This is a genomic window from Sandarakinorhabdus sp. FBCC-B8862 (assembly GCF_059745315.1).
Window position 1 is genome coordinate 2283062 of record NZ_CM185574.1, and the last position, 20235, is coordinate 2303296.

The 20235-nt window shown below is 66.1% G+C and carries 17 protein-coding genes; 13 read left to right on the forward strand and 4 right to left on the reverse strand.

Annotated elements, in window-relative coordinates:
• The first annotated feature begins 46 nt into the window (after window positions 1-46).
• From bchI to bchO, 3 genes are read left to right on the forward strand one after another with little or no spacing between them, the layout of a single operon-like run.
• Complete coding sequence (bchI, locus tag AC6BOR_RS11010; protein WP_498058482.1) at window positions 47-1075, forward strand: magnesium chelatase ATPase subunit I; 1029 nt, start codon at window positions 47-49, stop codon at window positions 1073-1075.
• Window positions 1072-2838: a magnesium chelatase subunit D gene (locus AC6BOR_RS11015; protein WP_498058483.1), complete on the forward strand. Its 1767-nt coding sequence runs from the start codon at window positions 1072-1074 to the stop codon at window positions 2836-2838. Before bchI ends, AC6BOR_RS11015 begins: the two co-directional genes overlap by 4 nt.
• The gene (bchO, locus tag AC6BOR_RS11020) at window positions 2838-3725 is read left to right on the forward strand and encodes an alpha/beta fold hydrolase BchO (RefSeq protein WP_498058484.1); all 888 of its coding nucleotides are present in this window, start codon (window positions 2838-2840) and stop codon (window positions 3723-3725) included. Before AC6BOR_RS11015 ends, bchO begins: the two co-directional genes overlap by 1 nt.
• Here bchO and AC6BOR_RS11025 read toward each other — a convergent pair.
• Both AC6BOR_RS11025 and AC6BOR_RS11030 read right to left on the reverse strand, forming a co-directional pair.
• A complete protein-coding gene (locus AC6BOR_RS11025) occupies window positions 3712-4533 on the reverse strand; it encodes an enoyl-CoA hydratase-related protein (RefSeq protein WP_498058485.1) in 822 nt (273 codons plus the stop codon). The two genes, bchO and AC6BOR_RS11025, sit on opposite strands and share 14 nt — an antisense overlap.
• Window positions 4533-5252, reverse strand: a complete 720-nt coding sequence (locus AC6BOR_RS11030) for a VOC family protein (protein ID WP_498058486.1) — start codon at window positions 5250-5252, stop codon at window positions 4533-4535. The genes AC6BOR_RS11025 and AC6BOR_RS11030 overlap by 1 nt, the downstream gene beginning before the upstream one ends.
• Before the next feature lie 80 nt (window positions 5253-5332).
• Here AC6BOR_RS11030 and AC6BOR_RS11035 point away from each other — a divergent pair, with 80 nt between their 5' ends.
• From AC6BOR_RS11035 to AC6BOR_RS11055, 5 genes are all read left to right on the forward strand, one after another.
• Window positions 5333-6181, forward strand: a complete 849-nt coding sequence (locus AC6BOR_RS11035; protein ID WP_498058487.1) for an enoyl-CoA hydratase-related protein — start codon at window positions 5333-5335, stop codon at window positions 6179-6181.
• Window positions 6182-6212: 31 nt separating this feature from the next.
• On the forward strand, window positions 6213-9569 hold the full coding sequence (locus tag AC6BOR_RS11040; protein ID WP_498058488.1) for a S41 family peptidase: 3357 nt from the start codon (window positions 6213-6215) through the stop codon (window positions 9567-9569).
• 1 nt (window position 9570) lies between these two features.
• Window positions 9571-9723 carry a hypothetical protein gene (locus tag AC6BOR_RS11045; protein WP_498058489.1) on the forward strand — a complete coding sequence of 51 codons (153 nt, stop codon included), beginning with the start codon at window positions 9571-9573 and terminating at the stop codon, window positions 9721-9723.
• A 459-nt stretch (window positions 9724-10182) separates the two neighbouring features.
• Entirely contained in the window at window positions 10183-10416 is a 234-nt protein-coding gene (locus AC6BOR_RS11050; protein WP_498058490.1) for a hypothetical protein, read from the forward strand.
• 219 nt (window positions 10417-10635) lie between these two features.
• Window positions 10636-11274 carry a M23 family metallopeptidase gene (locus AC6BOR_RS11055; RefSeq protein ID WP_498058491.1) on the forward strand — a complete coding sequence of 213 codons (639 nt, stop codon included), beginning with the start codon at window positions 10636-10638 and terminating at the stop codon, window positions 11272-11274.
• 91 nt (window positions 11275-11365) lie between these two features.
• Here AC6BOR_RS11055 and AC6BOR_RS11060 read toward each other — a convergent pair whose 3' ends face one another.
• Window positions 11366-12202: a carotenoid 1,2-hydratase family protein gene (locus tag AC6BOR_RS11060; RefSeq protein ID WP_498060652.1), complete on the reverse strand. Its 837-nt coding sequence runs from the start codon at window positions 12200-12202 to the stop codon at window positions 11366-11368.
• Window positions 12199-13773: a 1-hydroxycarotenoid 3,4-desaturase CrtD gene (crtD, locus tag AC6BOR_RS11065; RefSeq protein WP_498058492.1), complete on the reverse strand. Its 1575-nt coding sequence runs from the start codon at window positions 13771-13773 to the stop codon at window positions 12199-12201. Before crtD ends, AC6BOR_RS11060 begins: the two co-directional genes overlap by 4 nt.
• A gap of 104 nt (window positions 13774-13877) precedes the next feature.
• Here crtD and AC6BOR_RS11070 point away from each other — a divergent pair, with 104 nt between their 5' ends.
• The 5 genes from AC6BOR_RS11070 (at window position 13878) to bchZ (ending at window position 20073) form a co-directional block, all read left to right on the forward strand.
• Entirely contained in the window at window positions 13878-15047 is a 1170-nt protein-coding gene (locus AC6BOR_RS11070) for a methyltransferase (RefSeq protein ID WP_498058493.1), read from the forward strand.
• 159 nt (window positions 15048-15206) lie between these two features.
• Window positions 15207-16139, forward strand: a complete 933-nt coding sequence (bchC, locus tag AC6BOR_RS11075) for a chlorophyll synthesis pathway protein BchC (protein WP_498058494.1) — start codon at window positions 15207-15209, stop codon at window positions 16137-16139.
• Window positions 16136-17131 (forward strand): chlorophyllide a reductase iron protein subunit X, encoded by a 996-nt coding sequence (locus AC6BOR_RS11080; RefSeq protein WP_086115654.1) that lies wholly within the window; start codon window positions 16136-16138, stop codon window positions 17129-17131. The genes bchC and AC6BOR_RS11080 overlap by 4 nt, the downstream gene beginning before the upstream one ends.
• A complete protein-coding gene (bchY, locus tag AC6BOR_RS11085; RefSeq protein ID WP_498058495.1) occupies window positions 17124-18623 on the forward strand; it encodes a chlorophyllide a reductase subunit Y in 1500 nt (499 codons plus the stop codon). Before AC6BOR_RS11080 ends, bchY begins: the two co-directional genes overlap by 8 nt.
• A gap of 1 nt (window position 18624) precedes the next feature.
• The gene (bchZ, locus tag AC6BOR_RS11090) at window positions 18625-20073 is read left to right on the forward strand and encodes a chlorophyllide a reductase subunit Z (protein WP_086115656.1); all 1449 of its coding nucleotides are present in this window, start codon (window positions 18625-18627) and stop codon (window positions 20071-20073) included.
• Window positions 20074-20235 lie beyond the last annotated feature (162 nt).

The following is a 20235-nucleotide window of genomic DNA, read 5'->3' on the forward strand; positions in this document are numbered from 1 at the left end:
GGCGACCGGCTTGCAGCGCCGCGCACCGCCGCTTAAGGCAGCGCGCATGGCAAACCCGGCTCGCATTCCCTTCCCGTTCACTGCCATCGTCGGCCAGTCCGAGATGAAGCAGGCCCTGCTCCTCGCTGCGGTCGAGCCGCGACTGGGCGGCGTGATGGTGTTTGGCGACCGCGGCACCGGCAAATCCACCGCTGTGCGCGCGCTCGCCGGCCTGTTGCCGCCGATGAAGGTGGTGCCGGGCTGCCGCTATTTCTGCGCGCCCGATGACCGCAGCCCCTGCATCGAGGGCTGCCGCGACAAGGCCGGCAAGCGCACCGAAGAGGCCAATGTGCCGTTCGTCGATCTGCCGCTGGGTGCGACGGAAGACCGGGTGGTTGGCAGCCTTGATCTGGAGCGCGCGCTGGCGACCGGCGAGAAGCGCTTCGAGCCCGGCCTGCTGGCCAAGGCCAATCGCGGTTTCCTTTATATCGACGAGATCAACCTGCTGGAGGATCATCTGGTTGATCTGCTGCTCGATGTGGCGGTTTCCGGGACCAATGTCGTCGAGCGCGAGGGCCTGTCGATCCGCCACCCGGCCCGCTTCATCCTGGTGGGCAGCGGCAACCCGGAAGAGGGCGAGCTGCGCCCGCAGCTGCTCGACCGCTTTGGCCTGTCGGTTGACGTGCGCACACCGACTGACATGGGCGACCGCATCGAGATCGTGAAGCGCTGTGACCGGTTTGACCGTGATCCGGCCGCCTTTGTCGCCGAGTTTCAGAACAGCGAGCAGGCCACGCTGGAGGCCATTGCCAAGGCGCGCAAACTCCTGCCCAAGGTGCAGGTCGCCGACGAGATGCTGGGCCTGGGTGCGCAGCTGTGCTCAGCGGTGGGGGCTGATGGCCTGCGCGGGGAATTGACCCTGCTGCGCGCCGCCCGCGCCCAGGCCGCGCTCGCGGGCAAGAAGGAGGTGAAGCCGCATCATGTTGCCGAGGTGGCGACCATGGCGCTGCGCCATCGCCTGCGCCGCAACGTGCTGGATGACACCGGTTCGACCAGCCGCATCGCCCGCGCCATCGCGGAGCTGATCCCGGCATGACGCCCGATGGGGCGGCGGCAGAGGAGGCGTCGGGCGAGCGCTGGGCGCTGGCGCTGAGCGCCATCGACATATTGGTCGCGGCCGGCAATGCGATTGGCGGCATATTGTTGCGCGCCCGGCCCGGCCCGGTGCGCGATGCTTGGTCCGACGCGCTGAATCTGGTGATCCCCACCCGGCGGCTGCCGGCCAGCGCCGATGCCGAGGCGCTGGATGGCGGGTTGGACCTGACGGCGACGCTGGCCAGCGGCAAGCCGGTGCAGCGCGCCGGCATCCTGGCCGATGCGGCCGGCAAGATATTGGTGGTGCCGATGGCGGAGCGGCTGAATCCGGCGCTGGCCGCCCGGCTGGCGACCGCGATTGACGAAGGCTGCCCGCCGCTGGTGCTGTTTGACGAGGGCGATCCCGACGATCCGGAGCGGGAGCGGGTGCCGCAGGGCCTGGCCGAGCGGTTGGCCATCCACATCGATTTGAACAGCGTGCGCCTGCCCATGGCGGAGCTGGTGGCGGGCGAGGCACCGCCGCCGCCGCTGGAAATGCTGGCCGAGCCCGGCGCCATCGCCAAGGACCCGGAAACCGCGCTGGCGGTGGGCGCAGCGGCGCTTGGCATCGCCTCCATCCGCGCGCCGATCATGGCGGTGCGGGTGGCACGCGCCCATGCCCGGGCCGACGAGCGGCCGGACGCCATCGAGCAGCTGCGTGAGGCTGACATGGCCGCTGCCGGCGCGCTGGTGCTGGGGCCGCGCGCCACCCGCCTGCCGCCGCCGCCGGAAGAGGAAGAGCCGCCGCCGCCAGACGAGCAGCCACCGGACGAGCCGCCGCCCGAAGATCCGCCACCCCCGCCGCCGCCATCGGATGACACGCCCGGCGATGATCAGGAACAGCCGGAACCGCCACCCGTGGACCCGACTGACATGATCCTGGATGCGGCGCAGACGGCGCTGCCGCCGGGCCTTTTGGATGCGTTGGCGGCCGGCACCATCAACAAGGCACCCAAGGCCAGCGGATCATCCGGCGCCAAGCAGAAGAGCATCACCAGCGGCCGCCCGGCCGGGGTGCGGCCCGGCATGCCGGGCCGCGGAGCGCGGCTGGCCCTGATTGAAACCATCAAGACGGCAGCGCCCTGGCAGAAGATCCGCCCGGTGCGCGACGATGGCCGGCTGGCGATCCGGGTGGAGGATCTGCGCATCCGCCGCTTCATCGCGCAGACGCAATCCACCACCATCTTTGCCGTGGATGCCAGCGGGTCCGCCGCGTTCGCGCGCCTGGCCGAAGCCAAGGGGGCTGTCGAACTGCTGCTGGCTGAAGCCTATGTGAAGCGGGCCGAGGTGGCGCTGGTGGCATTTCGCGGCACGGAGGCGGCGTTGGCGCTGCCGCCCACCCGCAGCCTGCCGCGCGCCAAGAAGGAGCTGGCAGGCCTGGCCGGTGGCGGCGGCACGCCGATTGCCTCTGGCCTCGATCTCGCCCGCAAGGTGGCGGAAGGCGAAAAGGGCCGGGGCCGCAGCCCGCTGGTGGTGGTGTTGACCGATGGCCGCGCCAATGTGGGCGGCGGCGATGGCGTGAGCCCGCAGGAGGCGGCGCTGGCCAGCGCCCGCGCCTATCGCGCCAATGCCATCCCGGCGGTGTTCATCGATTGCTCGCCGCGCCCGCGTCCGCAGGGGGCCGAACTGGCGGCAGCGATGGGCGCGCGGCTGGTGACCTTGCCGCGGGTGGATGCAAAATCGGTGGTGGCGGCGGTGAAGGCCGCATCGGCAGGGACGATCTGATGCGTTGGGATGTTGATTCGGCCCATGTGCCACACCGCGACTGGAGCCGTTTTGTGACGGCCGGCGGATTGAAGTGGCATGTGCAGGAAGCCGGCCCCGCCGATGCACCGGTGCTGCTGCTGATCCATGGCACCGGGGCGACCACACACAGCTTTGCCGGGCTGGCGCCGCTGCTGGCCGAGCGTTTCCGGGTGATCATTCCTGATCTGCCCGGCCATGGCTTTACCCAGAAGTTGAACGCGCCCGATCCTGATGCGGTGGCCAAGGCCATGGCAGCGCTTGTGACCGAACTGGGGGTGCGGCCGGCGATCATCCTGGGCCACAGCGTGGGCGCGGCGATTGCCTTCATGATGGTGGCGCGCGGGCTGGTGGCGCCGCAGGTGGTGGTGTCGCTGGGCGGGGCGCTGTTGCCCTTTGCCGGTGTGGGCAAGGTGTATCCGGGCCTGGCCAAGGCGCTGTTCGTCAATCCGTTCATGCCGGCCTTCTTCAGCTTCACGACGCGCTTCCAATCGATGACCGACCTGTTGGCCCGCTGGACCGGCTCCCGCTCCACCCGCGAACAGGTGGCGCATTATGAGCGGCTGTTCCGCAATTCGTCCCACACCGGCGGGGCGCTGGCGCTGATGGCGCATTGGGATCTGGACACGATCGAGCGCAGCATTGCCCATGTGAAATGCCCGGTGCTGCTGCTGCATGGGGAACGCGACCAGACGGTGCCGCCATCGACCAGCCACACGGTGGAGCGGCGGCTGGCCAGCCACGGCGTGACGGTGGTGCACCGCGCGCTGCCGGGCCTGGGCCATCTGGCGCATGAGGAATCGCCCGGGGTGCATGCCCAGGCGGTGATCGAGTTCGCGCAGGGGCTGGGTGTGCTCAGCGCCCCCTGAACACGGGGCTGCGCTTTTCAACGAAGGCCTTGGCGGCGTCCTTGTGATCGTCGGTCAGGCCGCAATGGACATGGTGGGTGGCTTCGAGATCGAGGCAATCATCCATGTCGCCGCCGGAAAAGGCGCGGTTGAGATTTTCCTTCATGTAGGCCAGCGCCACGCGCGGACCGTTGGCGAGGCGGGTGGCCAGCGCCTGAGCCTCGGCCGGCAGGGCATCGGCCGGCACCACACGGTTGGCCAGCCCCAGCCGCTGTGCTTCGGCGGCATCCACCCGATCTGACAGGAAATAGAGTTCGCGGGCCTTGGCAGCGCCAACCAAACGGGTGAGGAAATAGGTGCCGCCATAGTCGCCGGAAAAGCCGACTTTGGCGAAGGCGGTGGTGAGGAAGGCCGTATCGGCCATCACCCTTAGGTCGCAGGCCAGCGCGATGGACAGGCCGGCCCCAGCCGCCGCGCCCGGAATGGCGGCGATGGTGGGCTTGGGCATGGCGTGCAGCCGGCCGGAAATGGCGCGCTGGTTGCGGCGTTGGCGGGCGATGGCCTGATCGATGGGCTCAGGCTCCCCACTTTCATTGCGGGCGGCCATGCCCTTCACGTCGCCACCGGCGCAAAAGGCCCCGCCGGCCCCGGTGATGACGATGGCGCCGATGGCGGGATCAGCCTCGGCCTGTTCCAACAGGCGGGCCAGCGCATCGAGCATGGCGCGTGACAGGGCGTTGCGGGCAGCGGGCCGATTGAGGGTGAGGGTGAGAACGCCCCCCTCCACCGCTGCGATCAGATCATCGGTTTCGGGGGCATAGGCGCTCATCAGCCATCCTCGGGCAACAGGTCGATGCCGCAAGCATGCGCTGGCGCGGCAAGGCCCGCAACCCTGATTGCCGACAGGCCTTCGCCGCGATCGTCTGTCACTGGACCGATGTCGATGCGGCCATGATCAAGGCTGATGGTGAACAGATCGCCGTGTCGTTCCGATGGGCGGGCAAGCAGCGCGCTCCAGCGGCCGGCGAGGGCCACGGGATCATCGGCGGCCAGCAGGGCCCCGGTGATGGCCAGATCCGGCCGGCAGGCGCGCTGCCAATCGGGGCCAGCCCAGGCATAGCTGCCCAGCATGGCCGGGTTTGGGCCGTGGCGATCGATCGAGAGCAGGCAACCGCCGGTGTCGCGCGGGTGCAGGTGCAGGGCGGTGGCCTGTTGGCCGTGCAGATCCACGGACAGATCTTCGACAATGCGGGTGCCCAGCATGGTCATCCGCAGCCGCACAACGGTGATGTCGTCCGTGTCGACGATCAGCATATATCCGGTGGGGCCACCACGGCGATCAAGATAGCGGCCAGCGGTGGTGCCGGGGCGCGTCGGGGCAAGCGCCTCCAGAAAGGTGCCGCCAAGCGCCCAGAGCGCATTTTCCAGGCCATATTTGCCCACGCCGGGATCACGGTAGCAAACCTCTGCCCCCAAGATCCGTGTGAAATCCGCCACTTGCGGGGCCAATTCACTGGCCACCACGGCAACCTGGCGCAAGCGCAGCACGACCCTCTCCAATCCGGTGATTGTTTCCCTCGCAACGCGCCTTACGCAGGACGGGCACACTGCCCTCATGGGGGATGATCATGAGCCTGGATGGCATCGATGTCAGCCGCTTGAATCGCAACTTGCTGATTCGGCTGAACCGACCGGAGCGGCTGAATGCCTATACCGATTCCATGGGCCGGGCGCTGGCGCGTGCAGTGCGCGCCGCCAGCCAGGATGATGATGTGCGCGCCATCATCATCACCGGGGCGGGCCGGGCCTTTTGCGCCGGTGCTGATGTGTCGGCCGGCGCCGACAGTTTCGACATGGCGGGGGATGGTGCCGGCAATTTCGGCTCTGGTCGCGGCGGCCGGCACGACAGCTTCATCCATGCCCTGTTTGACAGCACCAAGCCGGTGATTGCCGCCATCAATGGGCCGGCCGTGGGCGTGGGCATCACCCTGACCTTGCCCTGCGATGTGCGCATCGCGGCCGAGGGGGCGAAGATCGGCTTTGTCTTTGCCCGGCGTGGGCTGGTGCCAGAAGCCGGCAGCGCCTGGTTCCTGCCGCGCCTGGTTGGTCTGCCCCAGGCCTTGCGCTGGTGCCTGTCGGGCCGGCTGATCAGCGCCGAAGAGGCCTTGGCCGGCGGTCTGGTGAGCGAGGTGGTGCCGGCCCACGCGTTGCTGGAACGGGCGCAGGCCATTGCCGCCGAAATGACCGAGGGCACGGCCCCGGTGGCCGTCGCCATGGCGCGGGCCATGTTGTGGCGGCTGGGCAGCACGGCCAGCCCGGATGATGCGCTGAAGGTGGATGCCGCGTTCAACATGGCGCTGGGCGGCGGGCCGGATGTGAAGGAAGGCGTGGCCGCCTTTCTGGAAAAGCGCCCGCCCGATTTTCCCGGCCGCGTGAGCCGTGATCTGCCGCCGGGTTTCCCGTGGTGGGATGATTGACGCCGCCCGGCGGTGCTGCCACGCTTTGGGCATGAAATCTTTGGGGAATGATCGCATGAAGACCATCCGTTGGGCCGGTGCCGGCCTGCTTGCGCTTGCCAGTGCCGCTGCCATCGCCAGCCCGCAGCGCTTGCTGCAATCGCCGGTGATGAGCGCCACGCATCTGGCCTTTGTGTCCGGCGGCGATATCTGGGTGGCGCCCAAGGCCGGCGGCAAGGCGGTGCGCATCACCACCGGCATTGGCATCGAACAGGCGCCGAGCTTCTCGCCCGATGGCCAGACCATCGCGTTTACCGGCGAATATGATGGCAACACCGATGTGTTCACCGTTCCGGTGGCCGGCGGGGTGCCCAAGCGCATCACCTTCCACCCTGCGGCTGACAATGCCGTGGGCTGGAGCCCGGATGGCGCGAAACTGATCTTCCGGTCCAACCGCGATTCGGCCAGCCGTTACACAAGACTGTGGCAGGTGAATGCCGGTGGCGGGGCGGCCACCGCGCTGCCCTTGCCGATGGCCGCGGCCGGCATGATGGCGCCCGATGGCAAGTCCATCGCCTACAACCCGCTGGAGCCGGGCTTTTCCTTCAACCACACCCGCTACACCGCCTGGGGCAATTATCGCGGCGGGCTGACCGGGGCGGTGTGGATCACCCAGCTGGACGGGCTGAAAACCCAGAAGGTGCCGCAGGATGGCGGCGCGGATTTCTCGCCGGTGTGGCTGGGCGGCCAGGTCTATTTCCTGTCGGGCCGCAAGGGGCCGGTGAGCGTGTATCGCTTTGATCCCGCTTCGGGCCAGACGGCGCTCGTTTGGCAGAACCGCGGGCCCGATATCCGCAGCCTGTCGACCGACGGCAAGGCGCTGGTGTTTGACCGGCTGGGCACGATCTTCACGCTGGTGCCGGGCGAGGAGCCCAAGGCGATCAGCATCGATCTGGATGGCGACATGCCTGATGTGCGGCCGCGGGTTGCCAATGTGGGCAGCGAGGTGCGCACCGCTGCCATCTCCCCCACCGGCCTCAGGGTGGCGGTGGAGGCGCATGGCGAGATCATGACGCTGCCGGTGAAGGAGGGGATCACCCGCACCATCACCGCCACCGCCGGCACCATGGAGCGCACCCCGGTGTGGAGCCCCGATGGCCAGTCCATCGCCTATTTCAGCGATGAAGGCGGGCTGTATGCCCTCCACGTCGCCAGCCAGCAGGGCGCCGGGAAGGCGGTGAAGAAATATGCCCTGGCGCCTGAGCCGGCCTATTATTTCAGCCCGAAATGGTCGCCCGATGGCAAGCGCATCGCCATGCAGGACAATCGGCTGAACACCTGGATCCTGGAGCTGGCGACCGGCAAGCTGACAGCAGCTGGCCCGGTGGATGAATATGGCGGCTTTTCCGCCGGATCGAGCGGCATGGCCTGGTCGCCCGATTCGGCCTGGTTCGTCTATGCCCGCACCAGCGGCAATCATTTCCCGGTGCTGATGCTGCACGAGGTGGCGACCGGGAAGGTGACCCAGATCACCGATGCCATGGCGATGGCCAGCGAGCCGGCGTTCGACCGCGATGGCAAATATCTTTATTTCCTGGCCAGCAACAACGCCGGCGGCACCATCTATCCGCTTGATATGTCGAGCGATGTTTATCAGCCGACGCGCAGCGTGTGGGCGATTGCCCTGAACGCCGGCACCGCTTCGCCGCTGGCGCCGGAACTGGGCGACGAGAAGGCCCCACCGCCGCCGGCCGCGCCGGAAAAGGCCGATGCGAAAAAGCCCGCCAAGCCTGCCGCCGCGCCGGCCACCCCGGCCATCAAGATCGATCTGGCCGGCCTGACGCTGGATCAGATCGCCCGGCGCATGGTGGCACTGCCGCTGCCGGCTGCCGATTATCGCAATCTCGAAGCCGGCAAGGGCGGGGTGCTCTGGCTGCTCAAGGCCAATGAAGCGCTCGACATCGATGCCGATGAGGCACCGGGCGCGTCGCTGATCCGCTGGACGCTGGAGGGCAAGAAGAGCGAGACCCTGTTCGACAAGGCGCAGGGCTTCGAACTTTCCGCCGATGGCAACAAGCTGCTGGTGCGCACCGCCGGGGGCAATGGTAGCTGGCTGGTCGCCGATGCCACCAAGCCGATCAAGCCCAGCGACCCGGATGTGAAGCTGAAGACCGAAGGCCTGATGGCCCGCATCGATCCGGCCGCCGAATGGGCCCAGATGTATCGCGAGATCTGGCGGGTGCAGCGCGCCTATTTCTATGATCCCAATTTCCACGGCTATGATGTGAACGGCGCCGAAAAGGCGCTGGCGGCCTATCTGCCCGGCATCCAGTCCCGCGGCGATCTCAACTATCTGTTCCACGAAGCGCTGACCGGCTTTTCCATCGGCCATCTGCGCGGCGGCGGCGGCACCATCCCGGCGGCGAAGCGCGTGCCGGGCGGCCTGCTGGGCGCGGATTACACCATCAAGGATGGCCGCTGGTGCCTGGCGCGCATCCACGATGGCGGCACCTGGACGCCGGACATCAAGGCCCCGCTCGCCCGCCCCGGCCTGGATGTGAAGGTGGGCGATTGCATCACCGCCATCAATGGCACCGAGGTGCGCGGCGACGAGGATATCCAGCGCCACCTGGAAGGCACGGCCGACAGCGCGGTGATCCTCACCATCGCCCGTGCTGGCCAGCCGGCCCGCGACGTGACCGTGGTGCCGATTGCCAGCGAGGCGCGGCTGCGCAACCTCACCTGGATCGAGGACAACCGCCGCCGGGTGGACCAATTGTCGGGCGGCAAGCTTGGCTATGTCTATCTGCCCAACACCGGCGGCGGCGGCTTCACCAGCTTCAACCGCTATTATTTCGCGCAGACCGACCGGCAGGGCATGGTGATCGATGATCGCTTCAACGGCGGCGGCCAGGCGGCGGATTACATGATCGAGGTGATGAACCGCCGCCTGATCAGCTGGTGGCAACCACGCTATGGCCGGATCGACCGCACGCCATCGGCCGCCGTGCTGGGGCCCAAGGTGATGCTGATCAACGAAGGCTCGGCCAGTGGGGGGGACATGCTGCCGTGGATGTTCCGCGATTTCAAACTGGGGCCGCTGGTGGGCAAGCGCACCTGGGGCGGCCTGGTCGGCATCGGCGGCATCCCGCCGCTGATGGACGGCGGCAATCTCACCAGCCCTTCCGTCGGCTTCTTCTCGCCCCAGGGCGAATGGGCGGTGGAAAATATCGGCGTGCCGCCCGACGTGGAGGTGGACCAGGATCCCGACAAGGTGATGGCCGGCGGCGACCCGCAGCTGGAAAAGGCCGTGGCGCTGGCGCTGGACGCGCTGGCCAAGAACCCGCCGCCACAACCCAAGCGCCCGCCCTTCCCGCTCTATGGGCCGGACGGACCCATTCGGCGCTGAGATGGAGATCCCGGTTGAATATTACGGCCTGATCGAAGGCGGGGTCAGCCTGTTCGCCGTCCTCGCCTTCGCCGGCTGGCAATTGTGGTCCCTGCGGGAAAAACCGGGCGACACGCCGGACGCGGGGGATGACGACGCGCCCAAGGGCGGTTGAATTTTGACACAATTGACGGATTCGCCGGGATTCAGGATTGTTTTTGCTGGCCTTTGCGGCGGCCGGGGCGCGATTCGCCATGTCCTGCCGGTCATGATGCGACACATGTGACGTATCGCGCGCCCGTGGCGCGGCTGGTGGTGGTGCTGGCGGTGGAAAGAGCGGGGTCAGTGTAACCCCATTTGCCCTGTGTAGGACAGGGCGGCGTGCCGAGGGCGGCAGAAGAAGGGGAAGCCTCCGGCGGCAAGGGGCGAGGCCCCTTGACCCGTTCGTCTCAGCGCAGCCCTGCCGGTGCGTGCCGCCGCTCTCTTCAACCCCACGTCACCCCGGACTTGATCCGGGGTTCGGCTTCCTTCCCCTCCTCCCGCCCTCGCGGCACAGAGAACAGCCAAACCCCGGATCAAGTCCGGGGTGACGGGCTTGGGGGCGTGGCTGGTATCACTCGCCGCAGAGCCGCTCGTGCACACCCGCCCTACCCGCACCCATGCCGCCGAATTACGCGAAATCGAAAGCCTGTGGGGCGCGGCCGAAGGCACCGAAGCCGGCGACCGGCTCGACGTGCTGGTGACGCTGGTGGCAGTCTATGAAGCCCGCTGCTGGCCGATTGATCCTCTCGATCCGGTGCAAGCCATCGGAGCCACCATGGGCATGGATGGCCACACCCGCGTCGCTCTGGCAGCGACTGCGAGTTAATCCCATTCCACAGAAATCTTAGCTGTAGAACAGTCGTAAACTATCACTGCTTCTTCTAAAGAGGTCGCGCGGAATATCTCTAAATCATTGATTATGTTGAATTTATTGCTAAAGAGTCAAGATCGTCATATTACATTTCTTGTCGGTCCTGGAGTTTAAAATTGACATATTTTTGAGCAGATGATCTCATTATGCGTAAATCATAAGGAGTAGCTTCCAATGGCTGCCCATTTCCGCGCCAAAATGTCGCTGATATTGCTAATCGTTTTGACGGGCGCCGCAGTGCCTCAGGTTATTGGCGAGTGGCCGACTCCGTCAAAAACAGTCAATTCTGGTGGAAAATTTTGGGATCAAAATTACAATGACGGGGTTGATAAAAAATACTGGGCTCAGCACATTGGAGTTGATCTGAAAGCCTCCACAAAGGACAACGTCTATAGCCCAGTAGAAGGGTATGTAATATTTAATAATACTAGAGACTATGGAGTTACGCAAGGAAAGGCATATTTGATAATTAAGGACATTTCTACTGGATGGGAGCATGTAATCGGACATATTAGGAGCAGTTATCCTACATGTGCGCCATCACATTATCCCAAGAAATGTAGCCAGAAATCGCGGGTTTACAAAAACGTCTCTTATCTCGGTTACCCGGCTCCAAGAGATGAATTTCCTGTTCATATTCACTGGGGTTTGAATAAGAACGGAGTTGCGAAGGCAATGGGATTTTTTACAGGCGCCCAATGGAAGAAAGCTAGTGGCAAACAATGGGGTTGGGGGCGTGCGCCATTTGAAGCGGAAAAATCAATGGCCTGCGGTCTGGGTTGGGCTGACCCGACAAATTACGGCAGATGTTAGTGCGGAAATGCTAATGCATTAACTCTTTTTGATAACATTTTCTGTCTCGGACGCACTATCAGATGCGATCAAGCTGCCGTCTTGCTTACCCTCAAACCTTCCGCGGCATCCGCCACGGCAGCATCCACTGCACCGCGCCCGTCGCGAAGCGTTTCATGTTGAGCGATTCGTGCACGGCGACCACGTCTTCGCCCCAGAGGCGGGTGGCCAGGGCGGTGCGGCTGTAGAAGGGGGTGTCTTCCCAGGTGGCGCGGATGCGGGCGGTGTAGCCGGCGTCGGCGCGGGTCATGCGGTCGAGGCGCCAGGCGGTTTTGGGGAGGACGACGGGGGCCGGCATTTCCATCACTTCGGCCTGGCCGTCGGGCGTGATCCTGAGGGCCATGCCGAAGTCGCTGCCGTCGGCGAGCTGGCCTTCGTACATCACGGCGGTGGAGCCATCCTTCAGGTGGGCGCGGCTCCATTGCCAGTCGGCAAAGCCGTCTTCCAGGGATTCGCTGCCGTGGTTGGCATCGAGATAGCCGGTGCCGGACCATTTGATGGCGGGATCGGTGAAATTGGCTTCGACGCGGCTGCATGGGGCCAGCGGTTCCCAGACGTGGCGGCCGCCGGGATCGAGGCGGAAGCGGCGCTGGCCATAGACCATCGGCGTCACGCGGACTTGGCCGCGCACGTTCAGCGGCAGCACGGCGCCATGCTCCTCGATATCGATGACGAGCGTCTGCCCATCCCAGCGCACCTGGCTGGGGCCGATGCGCAGCGTGTGGCGGTCGCGCCAGAGGGCGCCCTGGCCGCGCTCCGTCATCGTCCAGCGGCGGGCGCCCTTGCCATAGAGGGCGACGTTGAGGCTGACATGATCTTCCGGGGCCTGGCGGCCGGCGGCCTTGTAATAGGGGGAGAAGACCGAGCCGATGAAGGCAATGATCGTCAGCCCATAGTTTCCGCAGTCGCTTTCGGCGTCGACATACCACCAGCGGTAGCCATGGGCAGGAACGTTCTGGTCGAAGCGCGGGCCTTGAGGATCGCTGCGCTCGCCAAGCGGCCGGACAAGGCCGCCATCGGCACGCCCGCCCCCGGGTGCGCGCTGCCCGATGCGACCCACAGTCCGGGCAGCTTCGTCTTGCTGCCAGGCCGGCGGAAGCTGGCCTGCCACCCGTGCGAGGCCCGACCATAGAGGGCCCCACCGCTCGAAGGGAAAAGTGCCTCGAACATCTTCGGGCCGACCGGATGCATCGCGTGCGGTTTCAGATTCAGCCCGCAGCGGGCCAGAACGGCCAGGGTTGCTGTCTGACATTGGGCCATCTCCTCGTCGGTTGGGGGTGCCCCGTCGCCTGTGGGTGGGGCATTGACGATCAACTGGAAGCGCTCAAGCCCCGGCGGGGGCGGCGTGATGCCGCGGTCTTGCGCGCAGATGTAGATGCTGGGCTCCACCGGCAGGCGGCGTTCACCGAATATTTGCCGGAATTCGGCAGCATAGTCGGTGGAGAAGAAGACATTGTGCCGGTCCATCTCGAAGCCGCTGGCCTCTGCCGTCATCATGGTGACGAGGGCGGAGAGCGAGCGTTCGTGGGGCTTGACGCCGGTGACGGCGCGGGATGCGGCGGGGCCGAAGCGGCCATCGGCAATCGCGGAAATGTCGCTGTTGGAGAGGACATCGCCGGCCGGGATCTCCTCCCCGCTGGCCAGCTTCACTCCGGCAGCGCGGCCGTTTCGCACCAGGATTTCGGACACATGGGCGTTATAGTGGAATTTGGCGCCGAGCCGGGTGGCCAGCGCCGCCATCTGGCGCGCCACCTCGTGCATGCCGCCATCAACCAGCCAGACGCCGCGCGCTTCGAGGTGGGCGATGAGCATCAGGGTGGCGGTGGCCTTGAAGGGATCGGCGCCGGTGTAGGTGGCGTAGCGGCCATAGAGCTGGCGCAAGCGGGGATCGCGGAAATAGCCGCCCAGTGCGCCCCACAGCGTGGCGAACGGGTTGATCGCGAACATCTCGTGCAGGTGGAAGGGGGCATATTTCAGCGTGAGGCCGAGCGGGCCCATCGCCGGACTTTCCATGAAGCGGGTTTCCAGCGCGCGGAAGATGCGGGCGGCCTCGGCCTGGAAGCGGGTCCAGCCCGCTGCCTCGGCGGGGCCGGCGAACCGGGCGACGGCATCGCGGCTGCGGGCGTGATCGGCCCAGAGATCGAGGGTGGAGCCATCAGCCCAGGCATGGCGGGCGAGGCGTTCGGACTGAACAAGGGTGAGATGATCGTCCAGCCGGGCGCCGGCATCGGCGAACAGCCTCTCGAACACCGGGCGGTGGGTGAAGACGGTGGGGCCGGCATCAATGGCATAACCGCCAACATCGACGGTGCGCAGCTTGCCGCCGGGGTGGGCCATGCGCTCGACAATGGTCACAGGCAGGCCGCGCGCCGCCAGCAGCACGGCGGCGCTGAGGCCGCCCATGCCGGCTCCGATGATGACAATGCCGTTCTCGCCTGCCAAAGCCCGTATCCGAATCAATCCTGCCGGGCGGTGGGGAGGCCATGGCCAAACCCGACCGTCAAGGTCATGATTGACCTTTGGACAGTGACTGTCCACATGTTTTGACACTATCGGGCGTAACGATGACGACAGGTGGGGGCGAAAAGGGTCGACAGAGCCTGCGGTTGCGCTGGCTGAATGCGCGCAACCGGATGCTGGCCAGCCCGGCGTTCCAGCGCTTTGCCATGCGCAACATCTTCTTCCGGCGGACGGCGCGTTATCATGCCAACAGCATGTTTGCCGTGATCACCGGCTTTGTGCAGACCAAGGCGTTGACGGCGGCGGTGGATGCCGGGTTGATCCGCCGGCTGGCGCAAGGGCCGGCGACGACGGCCGATCTGGCGGCGGTTTCGGGGCTGGAGTTGAAGGCGCTGCAGCGGCTGCTGGGGGCGGCCAAGGCGATCGATCTGGTGGAGCTGGCCGAGGATGACCTGTGGGTGCTGGGCCAGCGCGGGGCGGCGCTGTCGACCAACCAGGGTGCGCTGGCCATGATCGAGCATCACAAGATTTTCTATGATGATCTGGCCGATCCCATCGCCATGCTGAAAGGTGGGCGCGGGCAGGGCAAGCTGGCGGCGTTCTGGACCTATGCCCCGGCCGCCGGCCAGGGGCAGCCGGCCACCGCCGATGATGCCAGCTGGCAGGGCGGTGGTGATGGGGCCGTGGCGCCCTATTCTGCGCTGATGGCGGCCAGCCAGCCGATGGTGGCCGAACAGGTGCTGGATGCCTATGATTTCCGCAGGCACCAGTGTTTGATGGATGTGGGCGGCGGCCATGGCGCCTTTCTGGCCGAGGTGGCCGGGCGACATCCGGGGCTGGCGATGAAGCTGTTTGATCTGCCGGCGGTGGTGGAGGGGGCGAAGGCCAAGCTGGCGGCGCGCGGGCTCAGCCATGTGGCGCTGCACGGCGGCAGTTTCCGCGATGATCCGCTGCCGCAGGGCGCTGATGTGATCAGCCTGGTGCGCATCTGCCATGATCATGATGATGCCGTGGTGCGGGCGCTGCTGAAGAAGGCGCATGCCGCGCTGCCGCCGGGCGGGCGGCTGCTGATTGCCGAGCCGATGGCCGGCACGCCGGGGGCCGAGGTGATGGGCGATGCCTATTTCGGCCTCTATCTGTGGGCGATGGGATCCGGCCGTCCGCGCACCGCGGCGGATTATCTGGCGCTGCTGGCCCAGGCCGGCTTTGCCACGGCGCGGGAGGTGAAGACGGCGCTGCCGATGGTCACGCGGCTGGTGGTGGCGGAGCGCTGAGGCGGTCCGGCGGGCGAAATCGGACTGACTTCGTCCAATTTTTTTCTTCCCGTATCGTCAAGCGCGCTTTACAGGCGAGTGTCGGGTTGGATAAACGGGCCGGCAGACGGAGCAGCGCCACGGGCAGGGGTGGCTGTGTGCCGATGAGGGGTTGATTGCATGGAAACGATGGCCGTGGTTGTGGAGGCGCCGGAACAGGTGACACTGCGCGCGCTCGCCCTCACGCCGCCGGGTGATGATGATGTGGTGGTGCGGATCGATTGGTCCGGCATCTCCATGGGCACCGAAAAGCTGATGTACAACGGCACGATGCCGATGTTCCCCGGCATGGGCTATCCGCTGGTTCCCGGCTATGAGGCGGTGGGCACGGTGGTGGATGCCGGCACCAACCAGAAGGCCATGATCGGCACCAGCGTGTTCGTGCCGGGTTCGTCGAAATTCGAAGGTGCGCGCGGGCTGTTTGGCGGCCAGGCGCGCACGTTGATCACCGGCGCGGCGCGGGTGATTCCGGTGCCGGCCGGCTGGGATGAAAAGGCCGTGATGATGAGCCTGCTCGCCACCGCGCAGCATGCGGTGGTGGGAGGCGAAATGCCGGATCTGATCATCGGCCATGGCGTGCTGGGTCGGCTGCTGGCGCGCATCGCGCTGGCCGCCGGCGTGGAGCCGGTGGTGTGGGAAATCAATGAGGCCCGCATGAGCGGGGCCGAGGGTTATCGGGTCATCAGGCCCGAGACCGACGAGCGGCGGGATTACCGCTCGATCTACGACGCGAGCGGTGACCATCGCATTCTCGACCAGGCCGTCATGCACATGGCGCGCGGGGGCGAGATCGTGCTGGCCGGCTTCTACAGCGAGCCGCTCTCGTTCCAATTCGCGCCCGCGTTCCGCCGCGAAGCGCGCATCCGCATCGCCACAGAGTTCCAGCCTGACGACCTCGCGACTTCGCTCGCGCTGGTGGGCAGCGGTAGGCTGTCGCTCGAGGGCCTTGTGACGCACAAGGTTCCGGCCACTGAAGCGCCGACCGCTTATGGTCAGGCCTTTTCGGACCCCAATTGTCTCAAGATGGTCTTCGACTGGAGAGATATCGCATGAGCATCAATCAACTTCTCGATCAGGTTGCCGCCCTTCGTGAGGAGGCCGCCATCGAGCCCGATCCGGTGCACACCGGTGAAGTCACCAAGGAAACGCAGATCATCGCCATTTATGGCAAGGGCGGTTCGGGCAAGAGCTTCGCGCTCGCCAACCTGTCCTACATGATGGCGCAGCAGGGCAAGCGCGTGCTGCTGATCGGTTGCGATCCCAAGAGCGACACCACCAGCCTGTTGTTTGGCGGCAAGGCGACGCCGACCATCATCGAGACCAGCTCCAAGAAGAAGCTGACCGGCGAGGAGCTGACCATCGAGGATGTCTGCTTCCAGCGCGACGGCGTGTTCGCCATGGAACTGGGCGGCCCGGAAGTGGGCCGTGGCTGCGGCGGCCGCGGCATCATCCATGGTTTCGAGACGATCGAAAAGCTGGGCTTCCACGATTGGGGCTTCGACTATGTGCTGCTCGACTTCCTGGGCGACGTTGTCTGCGGCGGCTTTGGCCTGCCGATCGCGCGTGACATGTGCCAGAAGGTGATCGTGGTCGGTTCGAACGACCTGCAGTCGCTCTATGTCGCGAACAATGTCTGCAAGGCGGTGGAATATTTCCGCAAGATGGGCGGCAATGTCGGCGTGGCGGGCATCCTGATCAACAAGGATGACGGCACCGGCGAAGCCCAGGCCTTTGCCAAGGCGGTGGGGATTCCCGTGCTGGCCAGCATCCCGGCGCACGAGGAAATCCGCCGCAAGTCGGCAAATTACCAGATCATCGGCACGCCCGATGGCCCGTGGGGCCCGCTGTTTGCCGAACTGGCCCAGAATGTCGAAACCGCGCCGCCGGTGCGCCCGACCCCGCTGGATCAGGATGGCCTGCTCGGCCTGTTCAAGCCGGAAGACACCGGCGGCAACTTCACCCTGAAGCCGGCGACCCAGGCCGACATGCGCGGCGGCGTCTATGAGACCAAGCCGAGCCTGGAAGTGGTGTACGACAATGTCTGAGGAACTGGCTGCTCCGCCGGCCGAAGGTGCCGGCTGCCACGCCGGCGCCGACACGATGCGCGAGGCTGCGGCCAAGGCCGGCAAGTCCGAGGTGCTCGACCGTTATGCGGCCGATTATCCCAAGGGCCCGCACGACCAGCCGCAGTCCATGTGCCCGGCCTTCGGCTCGTTGCGCGTTGGCCTGCGCATGCGCCGCACCGCCACCATCCTGTCGGGCTCGGCCTGCTGTGTTTATGGCCTCACCTTCACGTCGCACTTCTATGGGGCGCGGCGCACGGTGGGTTATGTGCCGTTCAATTCGGAAACGCTGGTCACCGGCAAGCTGTTCGAAGATATCCGCGACGCCGTGCACGCGCAGGCCGATCCGGAGAAATATGACACGATCGTGGTGACCAACCTGTGCGTGCCGACCGCTTCGGGCGTGCCGCTGCAGCTGTTGCCCGACACGATCAACGGCGTGCGCATCATCGGCATCGACGTGCCCGGCTTTGGCGTGCCAACCCATGCCGAAGCCAAGGACGTGCTGGCCGGCGCCATGCTGAAATATGCCCGTGAAGAGGTGATGGCCGGCCCGGTCGCGGCACCCGCCGTGATGCCCGACAAGCCGACCGTGACCCTGCTGGGCGAAATGTTCCCGGCCGACCCGGTGGGCATTGCCATGCTGCTGGAACCGCTGGGCCTGACCACCGGCCCGGTGGTGCCGACCCGCGAATGGCGTGAGCTTTATGCCGCGCTGGCCTCGCCAGTGGTGGCAGCGATCCACCCCTTCTACACCGCCGCCGTGCGCGAATTCGAAGCCGCCGGCCGCACCGTGGTCGGCTCCGCCCCGGTGGGCCGCGATGGCACCGCCGCCTGGCTGGCCGCGATTGGCGATGCCTTTGGCCTGCCCGCCGACAAGGTTGCGGCTGCGCAGAACAAGTGGCTGCCGGCGATCAGCGGCGCGCTGTCGGCGATGCCGATCAAGGGCCGCATCACCGTGTCGGGCTATGAAGGCTCCGAACTGCTGGTGGCGCGTCTGCTGGTCGAATCGGGCGCCGAAGTCCCCTATGTCGGCACTGCCTGCCCGCGCACCCGCTGGTCTGATCCGGACCGTGAATGGCTGGAAGCCCGCGGCACCCGCATCCAGTATCGTGCCAGCCTGGAGCAGGACATTGCGGCGGTGGAGGAATTCCAGCCCGACCTGTCGATCGGCACGACGCCGGTGGTGCAGCACGCCAAGACGCGCGCCATCCCCGGCCTCTATTTCACCAACCTCATCTCGGCCCGTCCGCTGATGGGCCCGGCTGGCGCTGGCAGCCTGGCGCAGGTGATCAACGGCGCGCTCCGCAACAAGAGCCGCTTTGATGCGATGAAGGGCTTCTTCAACGGTGTGGGCGAAGGCCATGCCGCCGGCATCTGGGAAGATGTTCCCAGGGACCGGCCGGAGTTCAAGAAGAAGTTTGCCGCCAAGATGATCGCCGCTGCCAAGGCGGAAGAAGCGGTGGGGAACTGAGATGCTGGTTTTGGACCATGACCGCGCCGGCGGTTACTGGGGCGCGGTGTACAGCTTCACCTCGGTGAAGGGGTTGCAGGTGGTGATCGACGGCCCGGTGGGCTGCGAGAATCTCCCCGTGACCTCGGTGCTGCACTATACCGATGGCCTGCCGCCGCACGAGCTGCCCATCGTCGTCACCGGCCTTGCCGAAGAGGAACTGGGCAAGACCGGCACCGAAGGCGCGATGAAGCGGGCGTGGAAGACGCTGGACCCGGCGTTGCCGTCGGTCGTCGTCACCGGCTCCATTGCCGAGATGATCGGCGGTGGCGTGACGCCGGAAGGCACCAGCATCCAGCGCTTCCTGCCGCGCACCATCGATGAGGACCAGTGGCAATCGGCCGACCGCGCCCTGACCTGGCTGTGGAAGGAGTTCGGGCCGAAGAAGATGCCGGCGCCCAAGGTGCGGAAAGAGGGCGAGAAGCCGCTCGTCAACATCATCGGGCCGCAATATGGCACCTTCAACATGCCGTCGGACCTGGCGGAGATCCGCCGCCTGATCGAAGGCATCGGCTGCGAGGTGAACATGGTGTTCCCGCTGGGGACGCACCTGGCCGACATCCGCCGTCTCGCCGATGCATCCGTGAACGTGTGCATGTATCGCGAATGGGGCCGCAACCTGTGCGAAGCGCTGGAGCGCCCCTATCTGCAGGCGCCGATCGGGCTGAACAGCACCACCGCCTTCCTGGAAAAGCTGGGCGAGCTGACGGGCGTGGACCCGCAGCCGTTCATTGAAAAGGAAAAGCACACCACGCTGAAGCCGCTGTGGGATCTGTGGCGGTCGGTGACGCAGGATTTCTTTGCCACCGCCAGCTTCGGTATTGTCGCGACGGAAACCTATACCCGTGGTATGAAGGTGTTCCTGGAAGACGATATGGGGATGCCGTGCGTGTTCGCATACCAGCGCAACGCCGGGGTGAAGCCAGACAATGAGGCGGTGCGCGAATCGATCCGCACCACCAGCCCGCTGATCGTGTTCGGCAGCTACAACGAGCGCATGTACATGGCGGAAACCAACAGCCGCTCCATCTACATCAACGCCAGCTTCCCCGGAGCCGCCATCCGGCGCCACACCGGCACGCCCTTCATGGGCTATTCCGGCTGCACCTGGATCATGCAGGAAGTGTGCAACGCGCTGTTCGATGCGCTGTTCTTCATCCTGCCACTGTCCACCCAGATGGACAGGGCCGATGCAACGCCGTCGCGTCTGCTGGAAGCGGTGATGTGGGCCGATGACGCCCGCTCGGAGCTGGACCGGATTGTCGAGAAGGAGCCGGTTCTGGTGCGCATTTCGGCCGCCAAGCGCCTGCGCGATGCGGCCGAACGGGCGACGCGCGACGCTGGCGAGAAGCTGGTGACGCTGGACCGTCTGCACGCCGCCGTCCGCCTTTATGAAACGCAGGCGGCCTGAGCTGTGATTTCCCTCTTTTCACATGGTTACAAAATTGCCATGGAGGGTTTCGGAGGAATTTGGCTTGACGGACGCCTGTCCAGAGAGCTTGACAGTCTTTGCGGTGGAATCATCCTACGCCGCGAAGCCGCCGGTCGGGCGAGGCCATAACGGCCCCGTGCG

Coding starts and splice junctions, on each gene's coding strand:
- bchI (WP_498058482.1), top strand. CDS start 47: ATGGCAAACCCGGCTCGCATTCCCTTCCCGTTCACTGCCATCGTCGGC.
- AC6BOR_RS11015 (WP_498058483.1), top strand. CDS start 1,072: ATGACGCCCGATGGGGCGGCGGCAGAGGAGGCGTCGGGCGAGCGCTGG.
- bchO (WP_498058484.1), top strand. CDS start 2,838: ATGCGTTGGGATGTTGATTCGGCCCATGTGCCACACCGCGACTGGAGC.
- AC6BOR_RS11025 (WP_498058485.1), bottom strand. CDS start 4,533: ATGAGCGCCTATGCCCCCGAAACCGATGATCTGATCGCAGCGGTGGAG.
- AC6BOR_RS11035 (WP_498058487.1), top strand. CDS start 5,333: ATGAGCCTGGATGGCATCGATGTCAGCCGCTTGAATCGCAACTTGCTG.
- AC6BOR_RS11040 (WP_498058488.1), top strand. CDS start 6,213: ATGAAATCTTTGGGGAATGATCGCATGAAGACCATCCGTTGGGCCGGT.
- AC6BOR_RS11045 (WP_498058489.1), top strand. CDS start 9,571: ATGGAGATCCCGGTTGAATATTACGGCCTGATCGAAGGCGGGGTCAGC.
- AC6BOR_RS11055 (WP_498058491.1), top strand. CDS start 10,636: ATGGCTGCCCATTTCCGCGCCAAAATGTCGCTGATATTGCTAATCGTT.
- AC6BOR_RS11070 (WP_498058493.1), top strand. CDS start 13,878: ATGACGACAGGTGGGGGCGAAAAGGGTCGACAGAGCCTGCGGTTGCGC.
- bchC (WP_498058494.1), top strand. CDS start 15,207: ATGGAAACGATGGCCGTGGTTGTGGAGGCGCCGGAACAGGTGACACTG.
- AC6BOR_RS11080 (WP_086115654.1), top strand. CDS start 16,136: ATGAGCATCAATCAACTTCTCGATCAGGTTGCCGCCCTTCGTGAGGAG.
- bchY (WP_498058495.1), top strand. CDS start 17,124: ATGTCTGAGGAACTGGCTGCTCCGCCGGCCGAAGGTGCCGGCTGCCAC.
- bchZ (WP_086115656.1), top strand. CDS start 18,625: ATGCTGGTTTTGGACCATGACCGCGCCGGCGGTTACTGGGGCGCGGTG.